We start from the raw sequence: 16,115 nt of genomic DNA on the forward strand, positions 1-16,115 counted from the left end.
AGAAAAACAAATTATCTACTATGAAAATGTTAGTTACTGGTGGATTGGGATTTATAGGGTCTCACACCGTTGTAGAATTACAAAATGAAGGATATGAAGTTGTTATCATAGACAACTGCTCAAATTCTTCTCCTGATGTACTTGACAGAATTACCAACATCACAGGAAAGAAACCTATTTTTGAAAAAATTGACCTTAGAGAAAAAGACAAGGTTCAGGATTTTTTCTCCAGACATACTGATGTAGAAGGTGTAATTCACTTTGCCGCTTCCAAAGCGGTCGGAGAAAGTGTAGAAAACCCATTATTATATTATGAAAATAATATTTCTACACTTGTTTATATCCTACAGGAATTACAAAAAAAGAACACTGCTAATTTTATCTTCAGTTCTTCTTGTACTGTATATGGACAGGCAGACGAATTACCCATCACAGAGAATGCTCCTGTGAAAGTAGCAGAATCTCCTTATGGGAATACCAAGCAAATTGGAGAAGAGATCATCAAAGATACTTGCAAAGTTACTCCGAATGTCAAAGCAATTGCTTTGCGATATTTTAATCCAATTGGAGCACATCCAACTGCTGAAATCGGAGAACTTCCTATAGGAGTTCCTCAAAACCTTGTTCCTTTTATTACACAGACAGCGATCGGTATGAGAGAACAATTATCTGTATTCGGAAATGATTACCCTACAAAAGACGGAACTTGTATTCGAGATTATATACATGTAGTAGACCTTGCAAAAGCTCATGTATCTGCTTTACAACGACTGGTTAATGACAAAAACAAAGAAAATTACGAAGTATTTAATGTTGGAACAGGAACAGGAAGTACTGTTTTGGAAGTTATTCAATCTTTTGAAAAAGTAGCTCAACAAAAACTAAAACATCAAATAGTAGAACGAAGACCTGGGGACATTACTGCTGCTTATGCCGATACTACCAAAGCCAATAATGAATTGGAATGGAAAGCCCAAAGTAGTTTGGATGAAGCCCTGGCTTCTGCCTGGAAATGGGAACAAAAAGTAAGAAACTAACAAACAAAATTCCATTATCACCTATAAAAAAGCGCCTTTACAATGTAAAGGCGCTTTTTTATATATCTTTATAGCAAATCTGTTCCTAGTAGAACTTCGCTCGTTTATCTTCAATTTCTGCTGCTGCCTTTAATGCATTAAACACTCTTGAGTTCACCGCATTTTCTCTGGATTTTGTCTCCTGAGATGCATAACTCATATAAGTATCCAATCCATTGGCAGGAGTCTTTTTAGTCACTTCAATAACATACACTCCATTAGCTCCTACTACAGGTTTAGAAACATTTCCTACTTCTAATGCGAATGCTGTTCCTACTACCTTTGGCTCATTTCCTGCACCACTAATAGTTGGAGTTTTCATATTTACTCCAAGAGCACTCTTTACCGTTTGCCCTTGTGCGCTTGCAATCTGATCCAGTGTCGTTCCGGAAATTTTCCCTTTTAGAACAGCAGCTTTCTTCTCTCTTACCAGAATAGGCTTTACTAACGAACTAGCATCTGCTACACTCATTACTCCTTTTTCTGATTTCTCTGTTAATTGTGCTACCACATACCCGTCTTTAATATCAAATCGTTTTACATCTCCGATTTTTCTATCTTCATTAAATGCCCACTGTACAATTGATCGCTGTGCTCCTACTCCTGGAATATTCTCGTCTAATTCTTTGATTTTATTTACAGGTCTTACCTCTACATTATTCTTTTTTGACACTTCTTCAAAATCAGCATCTTTAGTAGCAATCTGGAATTTTGTAGTTTCTGTAAATATATCGTTAATCGTTTTCTCACTAGGCTCTATCTTTCTCGCGATAGTAGCTACTTTTTGTACTTTCTGCTCATTCTTTTGATCTTCGATAGCTATTACATGGTACCCAAAAGAAGTTTCTACAACTCCCATGTCACCAGTTTTGTTATCAAAGCAATAATCTCTAAATGCAGGAACCATTCTATTATATGTAAAATAATCCAGATCTCCTCCTTTATCTTTATTAGAAGTATCCGCAGAATACTGAGCTGCCAAATCTTTAAATTTAGATTTATCTGCTTTTACTGCCCCCAGAATACTATCTGCTAATTTTTTTGCATCCTCTTTGGTTCTTTCTAACCCTGCTCCGGTGCTTAACCCTTTCCAGGCAACAAGAATATGACTTGCTTTTACAGAATCAACCATTTGACGCTCTGCAACGACTTTTGTCACTTTTACGAAACCTCCATCCTCATATGGTCCGTATATCCCTCCTACAGGTGTATTGTATAGAGTATCGGCAATTGAAGCTGGCAAGTCTTTTTTGAATGAGTATGCGTCAATATATTTTACGGCAGAATTTGCATTTACAAAATCTTCAACATTTTTAGTATTTCTAAACCCAGCAACTGTATCTGTTTGTTTGGTATTACTATTAAATTCTGCTTTGTCATCTAATAAAGCAGCTACTTCTCCCTTGATTGCATCGATATCTTCTTTACTTGCTTCTTCTTTAAACATCACATAACGAATACTTCTTGAAGCTTCTGCTTTATACAACTCTGGGTGTTTACTTATGTACGCTTTAATTTCAGAATCAGAAACTTCTGCTTCTGTATCAGGAATACTTGAATATGGCAATTGTACATACTTAATGTCTACTTTATCGTTTTCCATTTTATATGCCAACTCTCCTTCTTTTAGCGTTGCGCCCACTCCTGCCTTTATCATATTCATATAAGCAGCTTCTCTAGCTCCTTTGCTCACAGAAGCTTCATAATCTAACCACTGCTGGTACGCTTGAGGAGAAGTTGCTTTGATATTCGCTACATACTCCTGTAGTTTTGCTTTATCAAAAACTCCTGCATCATTCTGAAATGTAGGATTACTAGCCAATGATTGCGCTAATAACTCATTCACCTCATCAGGACCTACTGCAATTCCTAAATTATCAAATTGCTCTGCTAAAATCACTTCTCTCAGCTCTTGATTCCAAACATAATTCATTGCCTGAATACTGGAACCATTTGCACCAAAGTTCCTGGAAGCGGCTTCTACCTTTCTAGCAAACTCAGTTCTATCAATATCTTCTCCATTAATTGTTGCGATTGTGTTTTGATCTTTTTGAGATATTGCACCTCCATTACGGAATAAATCCGCTAAAACAAATGAGAAAAGCGCTAAGGCTATAATCACAATTAAAAAAACGGAACGCTGTCTGATTTTATTTAAAACTGCCATTGTAAGTTGATTTATTGAAATACAGTGGGCGAAAATACCATTTTTATTAGAATAATACCAATTAAAGATTAAAAAGTCTGAAGAACCTTTTTAAACCTTTCAATCCACTATATTTTACTTCATTTCTTTAGTTATTTTTCCTTAGATAACGACCAAAGTCCTTATCTTCTTGTGCTAAGATCCCAAAAATTATAAAAAACTGTGCCAGTGCATACGTAATCATCACTAAATAATCAGCCATAAAAAAGTCAACAACAAATAATCGCACAGCCAATATACTATCCGAAATTATGAATAAGATTACACCAATCATTACCTTCTTGTAACTAATGAATGCTTCATTACGCCTATGATAAGCTGTCAATCCCATCATTAAGATAACCAATGTATAAACCAGTACTGGATATCTCATTTCTTCCAAATATGGAAACAAAAAGCTATACAACCCTACTCCATAGAGCGTCATTAATATTAAAAAGTATTGCTTCTTTTTTCTACCTCTTTTTTTCCAAAAAATAAAAATATAACTAAGATGCGCACATAAAAAAGAAAACAAACCAGCTAAAAAGTATAAATTTGAATAGGCATCAAACAACAGGAATACATCTCCTAAAAGTGAAAAAACCAACGCTAAAACCATTTGTTTTTTCAACATATCAGACAATTTGGATTTACAAAAAACTACCCAAACGATAAGAGAAAACATTATTAAGGGCTTTGTTATGCACCTATACATATGGATTGCTGCATAAATTGCTAATAAGTCCATCAGTACAAACAACAGATAAACTATCCCGAAAACAGCTGAAGATATTTTCAACCTCATACCCTATTATTATATTCCCAAGCATGAGTTTTTGTTACAATTTCACCTTGCAGCAAAACATCTTAACTCAGGTTTCGCATTACTATACAAACCCCAATAATCGAGCAAACACTCTTTTTTCAATAAACTACTCTTCGGGAGTTAATTGCAACTCTACGATTTCAATTTTGGTATTTGAGGTTTCTATGATATCTACTTGAAAATCCCCGATACGCACAACATCGCCTTCTTCAGGTATTTCTTCTGTATGATTCACAATCATCCCTCCGAGAGTTTCGTAATATTCACTCTCAGGAAGATCCAGCTTATATGTTTCATTAAGGTAATCTACTTCTAATCTAGCCGAAAAACGATATTTACGTTCTTCTAATTGTTCTTCTACTTTCTCTACAGTATCGTGCTCATCTTCAATTTCTCCAAACAACTCCTCTACAATATCCTCTATCGTAATAATCCCGCTTGTTCCTCCATACTCATCAATTACCACTGCAACACTTTTATGTTTCTTGGTCAATAAATTAAGTACATCTTTGACATACATTGTCTCCGGCACAAAAACAACCGGCATCAAAACCGATTTTAAAGACTTAGGCTTTTTAAACAGTTCAAAAGAGTGAACATATCCTATAACATCATCAATCGTACTATTATACACAATAATTTTAGAAAGCCCAGTTTCTATAAAGAGTTTACTAATCTCTTCTACTGACTGTCTTACTTCTATTGCGATGATCTCTGTTCTGGGAACCATGACTTCTCTTGATCGCACGTCTGAAAATTCCAACGCATTCTGAAATATCTGAATCTCACTATCTATTTCATCATGTTCTTCTACTGTTTCCATCTGTTCTGTGATATAATCTCCCAATTCTGTCTTACTAAATGCTAATCGAACATCATCTCCTTTTGTCTTAAAAAACGTTTTCAATACTACATCAGATACCCAAATCACAAATAAGGAAATAGGCGTAAAAACCACATAAAACACATAGGCAGGAAACGAAAACACCTTTAACAAGGTATTGGAATATATCTGAAAAAACACTTTGGGTAGAAACTCTGCTGTCAACAAGATAATCCCAGTAGTAATAATCGTTTGGAACAACAATAATAAACTTGGACTTACCTCTGGATAATACCCCGACAAAACCCTCACTAGCAGCTTTCCCATAAACAAACCATAAATAACCAGTGCGATGTTATTCCCCACTAACATAGTAGCTATAAATCTGGAAGGTTTTTTAGTAAGTCTGGTTAGGATTTTAGACAAGAAATCTCCTTGTTTTTTCTCTATTTCTATATGTATTTTATTAGATGACACATATGCGATTTCCATTCCTGAAAAAAAAGCAGAAAGAATTAACGAGAAAACAATGACAAGGATATCTACCTCCATAGGTTATTTAGGCTTTCTGTTCGCCTCAAATTTTTTTCTAAATTTTCTTTTAAAGAAAAACATAAAAAGTGCTACTCCGGCAAATAACAAATATAGGGGTCCTTTTCCTCCTTCTACTCCCCACTCAGTATAAGCAGAATATAAAAAAAAGATCATTATTCCCAGATAAGCAAATTCAAAAATTTTAAAAACTTTCATCATATCACATTACTCTTCTATAAACATTACACCATCATTGATGCGAGAATTCAAGATAGTAAAATCCTGATTAGCATCAAAGCCATCTGCTTTATTAACGGTACCATCGGGCAGGTGACTTGTATAAGGAAAATCGGTAAAAACCCAGCTAATTTTCTGATCCCAATACAGTTGCTCTGCTGTTAGATGTGTACTATCCGCAGTACGAATATCCACATTTCCTCTCATATCAATCAGTCCTGTTTCTTTATACGATATTGCATAATCAGCAGTTACCACACTCACTTTTCCTTCTTCATCAATAATATCGAGCACTACTCCTTCTGGAAATTCATGATATCCAAAATTCCTATTGGTAAAATCCAGAATTCTCGGTGTTCTCAGGATCGCTTTTAGCCTTCCTGAATCCGTATACTTAAGATTTAACTCGATTCCTTCCGCCATTGGGATATCCTCCACTCCTGCTGCCACTTGTATGTTATCTGTGTTAGATTGGCATGAAAAAAACATTGTCACAGTAAAAACTGTGACAATGTTTATTAATATTTGAATATTCTTATTTCGCATTATAATTTAGGCACTTTTACAGTCTCTCCTATCCAACATCCAATCTTAACAGAAGATATTCCCGGATTATTAAAGATATCTGTCTTAGAAGGTGCTTTTGCCCTATAGTTTGCTGCAGTTTTTGCTGCAACTGACTTCAAGCTAGGATCTACCTTTGCTGCTCTGTTAGCGTAGTTTGCAGCTAACCAGTACACAGCTCTTTTGCTAAATACATCTGTCCCACAGTTATTCGCACTACTTGCAATCATACTTGCAATTCTCAGGTATGAAGTACCAAGAGATGGTTTTTGCTGCAATGCTTTTTTGTAGTATGATCTTGCTTTTCCATAGCTACCTTGCTTCTTTAACACTTCTCCTATTTTGAAATATACTTTTGCCTTATCACTAGCCTTAGTTTCCAACTCAGCAGACTGATTGAAATATTCTAATGCTTTTGATCTTTGCTTATCTTTCATCGCTAAGATTCCAAGATAGTATGCCGACTTTGCAGATGGCTCCGCTTTATGAAGAGCTTCTACTAACTTGAAGAATAGCGGATCAGCTGTACATTCTTTAGCTGACATTCTTCCTGCCGCTCCTTTTAACCATTTAACATCTCCACTTTTTTCTGCAAACTGCTCATTATAGAAAGGAATCAGTTTATCACAATCAGCTCTTGCTCCCAGCTTCTGGTTAATTCCTGCTTTTACTTTACTATAAGCAGCCAGGTTAATCCCTGCGTTTTTAAGTTTTCTTTTCTCTTTAGAAGACAATGCCGTACCTGACTCTTCCTTTTCTGTCAGTGTAGCAATCGTTTTTGCTTTAGCACTTTCTTCATCTTCAATTTTTTCTGTGATATCATCATACAACTCAAAAACATCTTGCAACTTCTTCTTACCTGCATCTTGCAAGTCTACTAACAAAGAGAAGTATGTATATAGTTTTTTAGCTCCTTTAAAATTCTTTTTATCTGTCGTATACGCTTTATGAAATTCTGCAAACTGAGCCTCAGTAGTTCCTATTTTAGTATCGTACATCACCTGTCCGATATCAGAGTGCATTGCTCCTACTTTGGTTTTAGCAGGAAAATACTGGAAACGCTCTTTCATAAGAGCAATCAACTCATTAGCAATTGCTGTTTTATCTGCTCCCTGAGCTTTTTTCAGCTTATGTTTTAGTAATTTTTCACCGAACTGATATGTCGCCACACTATAAGTAGGACATTCTTTTCTTACTTTCCATAACGGCTCCTCTGCTGCATCATAATTTTTTACCTTAGCATGTTCATATGCTATAGAAGCTGTTGTAGCACAGTCTGTAGCTTGAGCACTAGCACTTGATGCGCCTAAAGCTAGTCCTGCTGCTATTGTAAACATAATTTTAAATCTCATAGCTGTATTGATTCTAGTTAATTAAATTTTATTTTTCTAAACCATTTATCATTTAACGACAAACTTAACGAGAAATTAAAGAAATCTTCTCTCACTAAGCCAAAGTCTGTTGTTCCTCGTTGACCATATTCAAATCCAAGGTTCAAGTTCGAAAATCCGTTTCGAACTGGTAGACCTACTCCAAAAGATATGCCAAACTCATCTATAGAATGATTATTGATGTGCAGCGGTGTTTCCTCATATCGAAATCCTGCACGATAGGTTACTCTTTTAAAATAGCCGGTTAAGGCATTGTATTTAGGAATATAAAACCCTCCCACTCCAAATTTCCATGCGTTCTCATAGGTTACATTATCCAGGCTTACTGTTCTGTTTGTAAAATCATCAGAGTTCGTATACCCATACTCTCCTCCTACAAACCATTTATTAGGTTGTCCAATCCCTAATTCCACTTCTAATTTGGCTGGAATATCCATATCCCTGTCTGCAATAGTAATATCTTGCTTATCTACTACTAATTCTCTTCCTTGTTGATCAATAGTAATTGTTGCTAATTCTCGTTCATTTTTGGATCGAATCTCAAAAGACGGAGAAGAAACAACGGAAGATCGTAATTGAAGTTTATCTGTTATCATCTTATTATACATAAGACCGAAAGAAAGTCCTAAACCTGAAAGTCTGGAAGTTGTAATTTCTCTGGTTCCATATTGGACCTCTTTCCTCCCGGAAACAACTTTGTTTTCGATACTTCCGAAACTATAACTGACATCAGCCCCAATACTCAATTCGTCTGTAACCTGATATCCGGCATTTAGAAAGACTTTATTCACTCCTCCTTTTCCCGTAAACTGATTTCTTTTTTCTTCTGTTATCTCTGTCAATCTATATCCTACCAGATTATATGGAATTAATCCGAATCCAAATCCGAATTTCCCTGCCGGAATTCCTACTGCCAGGTATTCCAGTGTTGCATTATCTGTATTATAGGATTCATCCGCTCCCTTTACGGATAAGGTGGTATAGGTTGTTCCTATCGAATAGGTAGTAAGTTTTAAATTTCCAAATCCAGCAGGATTCTGCAAGTTCAAATGAATACTATCCCCTAAGATACTCAATCCCCCCATTGATCTGTTTTCTATAGTCCCTTTAAAATTTTGAAGGCCTCGTCCAAAAAATGAGTATGGCGAAGAGGTCCCTTGTTGTGAATATAACACACTGGTAGTGACTACCAATATAGTAACTAAAATTCTTTTTATCATTGAGTATTATTAAAAGCTAAAATATAATTTAGTCCCTCCAACAAAAAATTGGAGGTCGCAAATATGCTATTTTTTAATCTTTTAGACAAAAAATGTGCATCCCCGCCGGTTAAAATAACTGTTAAATCACCATAGATGTTGCAATATTTTTCTATTACCCCATCTATTTCACATAAAATTCCATGAACTACTCCAGAATGAATCGCCTCTTTTGTTGTATCACCTACAACTGCTTTTGGCTCTTCCAGTGTCAGCAATGGTAATTTTGCCGTGTGATTGTGTAAACTCGTATATCTCAATCGTATTCCGGGGCTTATAGCTCCTCCTAAATACTCTTCTTTTTTATTTTTAAAATCATAGGTAACGCAAGTTCCTGCATCAATAACCAATACATTTTTATCCGGAAACTGATCTACTGCTGCTGCTATCAACGCCACCCTATCTACTCCTAATGTCATGGGAGTTTTATATAAATTATCGAATGGTTTCCTTGTTTGATGATCCAAAAACAATGTTTTTATTTTTTTTTCTAAAAATTTAACATCTTCACTTTTCATATTCCCTACCGAAGAAACAATTGCCTGTCCAATTTCAGGAAACCGGGTTTCGATCTTAGTTATAACTCTCTTAAAGTCAAAATATTTTACAACCTCTTTATATAAGATGCCAGAATAATCAAATACCCCTATTTTTATATATGTATTCCCTACATCAACGACTAAATTCATGCCTTTTTTTATGAGTTGCTAAGGTACAAAATGAATTTTTTATTTTTTTTCTTTGTGCATTTAAAAAAGGGTTATATATTTGCACCCGCAATCATGCAACTGGTACCTTAGCTCAGTTGGTAGAGCAACGGACTGAAAATCCGTGTGTCCCTGGTTCGATTCCTGGAGGTACCACCTTAAAAAACCCGAACATATGTTCGGGTTTTTGTTTTTTTGCTCCTATTTACATTCTCTTTTCTCTTTACAACCTACTCTTGCTTTCATTGCAAAAAACCTGATCTTTTATAAAAAATCAGGTCGAAAAACAACAAAATAAGGGACCTAAATCCTGAAACAACACACCTATTCCTTCTCTTCTTTAAAATAGGAAGGACGCCATTGCAGATCTCCAAAAACAACCCGAAATCGATCCTTCCAATTACGACAGCGCTTCACATCTTTCCAGATATTTTTATACTCAATAAAGTTGATAGTTATCGGATTATTAGATTTGATATTCTTGGTCAGCCCGTACACAACTTTTTCTTCTTCTCTTTGAAAAGTTCCGAATAGTTTATCCCATATAATTAATACACCGCCATAGTTCTTATCTAGATACTTGTCATTAGAACCATGATGCACTCTATGTACCGATGGCGTATTAAACACCTCATCCAGCCATCCCAGTTTTTTTATTCTTTCGGTATGAATCCAGGTTTGAAACTGCGCTACCAGTATCAGAGAAACAATTGCCTGAAAAGGACTAAAACCTATTAACACCATTGGAATTAAAAACATCCACTCAAACAAGCCTTCTACAATACTTAATCGCATGGCTATAGTAAGATTATAATCCTCAGAAGAATGGTGCACACTATGGCTGGCCCATAGAATTCTATGTTCATGCTCCAAACGATGCATCCAGTAGTATGTAAAGTCCGCCACAAAAAACGCAAGCACCCAACTCCAAATTGTATGAGGTATCTCCAGAGGTGTCAATAGACTAATCGGAAGCAACCCAATGACTCCAATCCCACCAACCACTGTTTTATCCAATAACTGATTCATAATAAAAATAGCAATATTAGCTCCAGTATCCCCCCACCGTCTTTTTTTAGCAGTACAAACATCCAACAGTAATTCAACTGCAATAAGTGAAAGATTAAAAACAAAGAAAAAAGCTATATATTCCATAACAGACGCCTTCTCCAATAAAAACAATAACTCGGTAAAACTCATAGTATACAATTCTTTAATAGACGGTTTCACAAAAGTAAATCTGATTCTTACTTCAATACTTGTTCATTTTGGACAGAATCTTTTTTCAATATTATTTTGCTTTATTTTAACTTTTTACCTCACCCTATTTATTTGTTTTTCATAGTACATTTACTACAGAATCAATAGTGTATTCTATCTTAAAACCAATATAGTATGTTAAAAAAAATCCTGAAACTAGACAATGTTCACGAACTAACTCGTGAGCAAAAAAAATCCATTAATGGAAAAGGGAGCAATCCTACAGTATGTCAATTTGGTATATTATCAATGGACTGTTCTACCAATACAAATGGGAACTGCACTTGCATAAACTTTAGATGTGTTAGAGGTCCCAGGCATCATTGCCGTTAATACCAGAATCCCTTTCCGTATCTTAAATAAAAAGCCTTTTTGATTGCAAAAAGGCTTTTGTTTTTTTAGGAAATTTTGCCCCCAGAAACCATGTCAATATGATTTCTGACCTTTTCTCATCTCTTACAAGCGAGGTAAACCACATGAAGAAACATACACTCGCTCTATTAAAAAATAACTATTAGAATCCAACACTATCTACCTCAACATGCCTTAAAGGTATTTCATTCCTATTTACAGGTAATATGGACATGGTTTTTCCTAAGGGTAATTGTAACTTTGTACAGCAACACAAAAAGAATCTATTGAATATGATCACATGGAAAGATGTTATTTCATTTGCTACACATGGCAATCCGATTCCGGACAGACGTGTAGAAAAGACAGAAGAAGAATGGCGTGCTCTTCTGAGCCCGGAACAATTCAGAATCACTAGAAAAAAAGGAACTGAAGCTCCTCATAGCGGTGCGTATTGCAGCAGCCATGATGCAGGGAAGTATAACTGCATCTGCTGTAGCACTCCTCTATTTGATTCTTCAATTAAGTTTGAATCCGGTACAGGGTGGCCAAGTTTTACAGCCCCTATTAAAGAAAACGCTATCAAATATGAAAAAGACACCTCCTATGGGATGATTCGCGTAGAGGTCATGTGCAATACTTGTGATGCACATTTGGGACACGTTTTCCCTGATGGACCAGCACCAAGCGGGTTGCGCTTTTGTATTAATTCAGAATCCATAAAAATCGATCGCAATGAGTAATAAAATAACAAAACTAGCTACTATTGGAGGCGGATGTTTTTGGTGTGTAGAAGCTGTCTTCCAACAAATTAAAGGAATCGATCGCATTGTATCCGGCTATAGTGGTGGCACAGTACCCGGCACACCTACTTATAGAGAAGTCTGCTCAGGACTTACCGGACATGCCGAAGTTGTACAAATATCCTTTGATCCGACTATTATTTCATATAAGGAACTATTGACTATTTTTATGACGAGCCATGACCCTACTACTCTTAATCAACAAGGAGCAGATGTAGGCACTCAATACCGATCCGTTATTTACTACCATGACCCTTCCCAAAAGAAGATTGCAGAAGATGTTCTTAAGGAATCTGCCTCCCTGTATGACGCTCCTATTGTGACCGAACTAAGTCCTCTAGAAACCTTCTTTGAAGCAGAGACATATCATCAGAATTACTACGCAGAAAATAGTGGTCAAGGGTATTGTAGAACCGTAATCTCACCTAAGATTGCTAAAGTACGAAAGCTCCACACGGACAAATTAAAAAAATAGCAACACCTACACAGTACTTAATAATTAAGTACTGTGTAGGACATCAATTTTAAGTTCGATTATCGAACCTATTAATTCTCAGACAGCAATCCCATGAAACTAACGCACATCCATCATTTCACACAAGAGCTTCCGGCTGATCCAATTATGGAAAACACCCGAAGACAGGTTCCTCATGCTTGTTTTTCATATGTAACGCCTAAAAAGACAACAGCTCCCTCTCTTATTCATGCTTCTAAGGAAACCGCTGCTTTATTAGGTATTACATCAGCTGACATTATCTCTGATGATTTTCTACAGGTTTTTACCGGAAATTCAATATTACCCGAAACCAATCCCTATGCTATGTGTTATGGAGGTCATCAATTTGGCAACTGGGCTGGACAATTGGGTGATGGACGTGCAATCAACTTAACAACCATAAGACACAAAAATCAATCTTATTCTTTGCAATTAAAAGGAGCCGGAGAAACCCCTTACTCCAGAACTGCTGACGGATTAGCTGTCTTACGATCTTCAATCCGAGAATACCTCTGTAGTGAAGCAATGCACCATCTGGGAATCTCTACCACACGAGCGTTGTCACTTTGCTTAAGTGGTGACAAAGTCTTACGAGATATGCTATACGACGGAAATCCTGCATATGAAAAAGGCGCTATTGTCTGTCGAGTAGCCCCTTCTTTTTTGCGATTCGGAAGCTATGAGATATTCGCCTCCAGACAAGACACACATACTCTGCAAGCATTGGTTGATTACACCATTAAACATCACTTTCCTTCAATCAATCCTACTGCACCAGATGCCTATCTTCAATTTTTTCAACAAGTCTGCAATACGACTTTGCAAATGATTATCGACTGGCAGCGGGTCGGATTTGTTCATGGCGTAATGAACACTGATAATATGTCTATACTAGGATTAACTATTGACTACGGTCCTTATGGCTGGCTGGAAGGGTATGACCCGCAATGGACCCCAAATACAACTGACCGGCAATTCAAACGCTATCGTTACGGGAATCAGCCACATATCGGTTTATGGAATTTACTACAACTAGCCAATGCCCTTTACCCTCTAATTCAGGACGCAAAACCTCTAGAGGCAATTCTCAACGGATATAAAGACACATTTGAGTCGACCTATCTACAAATGATGAAAGCCAAAATAGGACTTTTTGAAAAAGCTCCTGAGGATCTTCAGCTTATTGAACACCTAGAAGAAACTTTGCAATTAGCAGAAACAGATATGACAATTTTCTTTAGAAACCTCAGCTCCTTGACGAAAAATCACTCCCTAACATCAAAAGAAATCATTCCTCAATATATCAAAGAAGCTATTTACAATCCCGATGCACTTAGCCCGGAAGTGATTAACTCTTGGACAACATGGATAACCTCCTACCTGAACAGATTGCAAAAAGAACCGCTTTCAGACTCTGAACGAAAGAAAAAAATGGATGCGGTAAACCCTAAATATGTTTTACGCAATTATATGGCACAACTGGCTATTGAGGCTGCTGATAAAGGAGATTATTCATTAATAGAAGAATTCTACACGCTTCTAAAAACCCCCTATGAAACACAACCAGATTCCCAAAAATGGTTTGCTAAACGACCAGAATGGGCAAGACATAAGGCAGGTTGCTCCATGTTATCTTGTAGCTCTTAAAACAATTTCATGAAAAGAAAACATGATAAAATAGCATTAGGCGGAGGATGTCATTGGTGTACTGAAGCAGTCTTCCAATCCCTAAAAGGAGTTTCAAAGGTATTGCAGGGGTATGTTGCTTCTACAGGAGAGGACCATAATTTTTCTGAAGCTGTCATTGTACACTTTTATCCCGAAGAAATTTCTTTACACACCTTAGTCGAGATACACTTATATACCCATAAAAGTACAGAAGCACATACAATGCGCAAAAAGTACCGTTCTGCTATTTATTTCTATACGCAACAACAACATATCGAAGTACTGGATATCTTACAGAAATTACAAATTGACTTTAAAAAACCACTAGTCACCAAAGCATATCCTTTTGTTGCTTTTAAGCCTTCCAGAGAAGCAATCACAAATTACTACTATACAAATCCTCAAAGACCCTTTTGCCAAAATTTTATCACTCCTAAGCTTCTGCTTTTACTAAAACATTTCTCCAAAAACGTTCATCCTCAAAAACGTGAACTATTACCTCCTATCCCTCACAAAAACAGCCCTTAATTTTTTTCAAACGATAAGATTATTCATACCCTGGATTTTGCACAATAATCCCCCCTCCAATCATAATCTCTTCTTCCGGGATAGGGTAAACGAAGTTTTCTTTACTATCCAGTTTATCTTTTATCAAAAAAATATTGAGATCTTCCTCTATATGATACCGAACCAAATCAAACCAATCCTCTCCATTTTCGTAATACAATTCCATTAGTTTTTCTAATCGAATTATTTTTAAGAATTCATTAATATTCTCTGGTTGTTTAGGTACTACTCCTGCTCTTTCTCTTATTCTATTCAATTCACTTACCTCTACAGACAATTCTTCTATTGTCCCTGAAGCTGCTTTAACCACTCTTGCCTTAGCTTCTGCATATATCAGTAATACCTCTGGGATTCTCAAGTGCATCCAGGCGGGTGGGTTTGGGTACGTAAAAGCCCATTTGAATCCTGTTTGGTGTGTATCAGAAGGTAAAGTCCTTGATATCCTATTCCAATCTCCTTCTTTTTTTTGTAATGTGTTTAAAAAAACAGAACCTGGAATAATTCCTTCTGTGTACCCACCTCCCTCATAATTAGAGAATACAAAATCTGTCGGGGTTGCAAAAATAATATCCACTCCTGTATGCCCTCTGACATATATGTTCTCATATTTACTTTCCAGTTCACTTCCTACAAATTCTTTTCCTATTTCCACAACCTCATCATATCGCCTCATATACAACAACACCTTCATTTTTAGTGCTTTTGCTGCCTTTATTGTTGCTCTTGAAGCATCTCCAGAATTTGGAATTCCACTATTTAACACATCATTAATATCTTCTAATATAAACCGGTAACTCTCTTTAACTGTCGCTCGTTTTTGAGGTATGGGATTGTTATTTTCATCATATTCTATAGGTCCTAATACAATTCCATACTCAGAATTCTGATTATAAAACTCCCCATAAACCCGTAACATATAAAAATAGCTCAACGCCCTCATAAACTTTGCTTCTCCCAAATAAAAATTTCGTTTTGCTTCTGACAATACTTCTTCACCTGTTTTGGGCAATCGTATAATAAGTTCGTTTGCATTTGCTAGTGCTCTATATCCTCCTCCATATATATCTGAAATCGCTATATTATTAGATCTTACCGTATGATTTACAAAAGTAGCACCTAATCCGAAGTCCCGAACAGATAATTGCCCTGAGAGCCCTGAACCAGACAATACTGCCGGCATAGGAATCATATTCCTAATAGAAGCATATGCTCCAATAATAGCTGCTTCAATAACCCCTTCATTTTCATATGCCTGTTCGACCGGAATTCTTCCATCTATTTCCACATTATCCAACCCTCCAAGAGTCTCACATGAAGAAAAAAAGATCATATTGATTACTAAAATCCAAAATTTACTTTTCATAA

Annotated in this window: 15 protein-coding genes and 1 tRNA gene; 6 read left to right on the plus strand and 10 right to left on the minus strand. The window is 36.2% G+C overall.

Annotated elements, in window-relative coordinates:
* Window positions 1–20: 20 nt before the first annotated feature.
* Window positions 21–1,037, plus strand: coding sequence for a UDP-glucose 4-epimerase GalE (galE, locus tag HN014_RS04775; RefSeq protein ID WP_176027750.1), 1,017 nt, complete (start codon window positions 21–23; stop codon window positions 1,035–1,037).
* Window positions 1,038–1,122: 85 nt separating this feature from the next.
* Here galE and HN014_RS04780 read toward each other — a convergent pair whose 3' ends face one another.
* The 8 genes from HN014_RS04780 to HN014_RS04815 all read right to left on the minus strand — a co-directional run bounded on the left by HN014_RS04780 (window position 1,123) and on the right by HN014_RS04815 (window position 9,587).
* Window positions 1,123–3,243, minus strand: a complete 2,121-nt coding sequence (locus HN014_RS04780) for a peptidylprolyl isomerase (protein WP_176027751.1) — start codon at window positions 3,241–3,243, stop codon at window positions 1,123–1,125.
* A 127-nt stretch (window positions 3,244–3,370) separates the two neighbouring features.
* On the minus strand, window positions 3,371–4,069 hold the full coding sequence (locus HN014_RS04785) for a lysoplasmalogenase (protein ID WP_368660068.1): 699 nt from the start codon (window positions 4,067–4,069) through the stop codon (window positions 3,371–3,373).
* Window positions 4,070–4,196: 127 nt separating this feature from the next.
* On the minus strand, window positions 4,197–5,465 hold the full coding sequence (locus HN014_RS04790) for a hemolysin family protein (protein WP_176027753.1): 1,269 nt from the start codon (window positions 5,463–5,465) through the stop codon (window positions 4,197–4,199).
* Window positions 5,466–5,468: 3 nt separating this feature from the next.
* On the minus strand, window positions 5,469–5,666 hold the full coding sequence (locus HN014_RS04795; RefSeq protein ID WP_254884103.1) for a hypothetical protein: 198 nt from the start codon (window positions 5,664–5,666) through the stop codon (window positions 5,469–5,471).
* 6 nt (window positions 5,667–5,672) lie between these two features.
* Entirely contained in the window at window positions 5,673–6,230 is a 558-nt protein-coding gene (gene lptC / locus HN014_RS04800; RefSeq protein WP_176027754.1) for an LPS export ABC transporter periplasmic protein LptC, read from the minus strand.
* Window positions 6,230–7,600, minus strand: coding sequence for a tetratricopeptide repeat protein (locus HN014_RS04805; RefSeq protein WP_176027755.1), 1,371 nt, complete (start codon window positions 7,598–7,600; stop codon window positions 6,230–6,232). Before HN014_RS04805 ends, lptC begins: the two co-directional genes overlap by 1 nt.
* Before the next feature lie 17 nt (window positions 7,601–7,617).
* On the minus strand, window positions 7,618–8,859 hold the full coding sequence (locus HN014_RS04810; protein WP_176027756.1) for an OmpP1/FadL family transporter: 1,242 nt from the start codon (window positions 8,857–8,859) through the stop codon (window positions 7,618–7,620).
* A complete protein-coding gene (locus tag HN014_RS04815; RefSeq protein WP_176027757.1) occupies window positions 8,856–9,587 on the minus strand; it encodes a type III pantothenate kinase in 732 nt (243 codons plus the stop codon). The genes HN014_RS04810 and HN014_RS04815 overlap by 4 nt, the downstream gene beginning before the upstream one ends.
* 101 nt (window positions 9,588–9,688) lie before the next feature.
* On the opposite strand from HN014_RS04815, the gene HN014_RS04820 reads away from it, so the two are divergent.
* Window positions 9,689–9,761, plus strand: a tRNA-Phe gene (locus HN014_RS04820).
* A gap of 168 nt (window positions 9,762–9,929) precedes the next feature.
* On the opposite strand, the gene HN014_RS04825 is transcribed toward HN014_RS04820, so the two are convergent.
* Window positions 9,930–10,805 (minus strand): sterol desaturase family protein, encoded by an 876-nt coding sequence (locus HN014_RS04825; protein ID WP_176027758.1) that lies wholly within the window; start codon window positions 10,803–10,805, stop codon window positions 9,930–9,932.
* Window positions 10,806–11,509: 704 nt separating this feature from the next.
* On the opposite strand from HN014_RS04825, the gene msrB reads away from it, so the two are divergent.
* The 4 genes from msrB (at window position 11,510) to HN014_RS04845 (ending at window position 14,711) form a co-directional block, all read left to right on the plus strand.
* Window positions 11,510–11,959: a peptide-methionine (R)-S-oxide reductase MsrB gene (gene msrB / locus HN014_RS04830; RefSeq protein ID WP_176027759.1), complete on the plus strand. Its 450-nt coding sequence runs from the start codon at window positions 11,510–11,512 to the stop codon at window positions 11,957–11,959.
* Window positions 11,952–12,494, plus strand: coding sequence for a peptide-methionine (S)-S-oxide reductase MsrA (msrA, locus tag HN014_RS04835; RefSeq protein WP_176027760.1), 543 nt, complete (start codon window positions 11,952–11,954; stop codon window positions 12,492–12,494). Before msrB ends, msrA begins: the two co-directional genes overlap by 8 nt.
* Before the next feature lie 93 nt (window positions 12,495–12,587).
* Entirely contained in the window at window positions 12,588–14,162 is a 1,575-nt protein-coding gene (locus tag HN014_RS04840; RefSeq protein WP_176027761.1) for a YdiU family protein, read from the plus strand.
* A gap of 9 nt (window positions 14,163–14,171) precedes the next feature.
* Window positions 14,172–14,711 carry a peptide-methionine (S)-S-oxide reductase gene (locus tag HN014_RS04845; RefSeq protein ID WP_176027762.1) on the plus strand — a complete coding sequence of 180 codons (540 nt, stop codon included), beginning with the start codon at window positions 14,172–14,174 and terminating at the stop codon, window positions 14,709–14,711.
* A gap of 19 nt (window positions 14,712–14,730) precedes the next feature.
* Here HN014_RS04845 and HN014_RS04850 read toward each other — a convergent pair whose 3' ends face one another.
* On the minus strand, window positions 14,731–16,113 hold the full coding sequence (locus HN014_RS04850) for a RagB/SusD family nutrient uptake outer membrane protein (protein WP_176027763.1): 1,383 nt from the start codon (window positions 16,111–16,113) through the stop codon (window positions 14,731–14,733).
* Between the last annotated feature and the right edge of the window lie 2 nt (window positions 16,114–16,115).

Origin of the sequence: Aquimarina sp. TRL1 (assembly GCF_013365535.1) — a bacterium.
GTDB classification, from domain to species: Bacteria; Bacteroidota; Bacteroidia; order Flavobacteriales; family Flavobacteriaceae; genus Aquimarina; species Aquimarina hainanensis.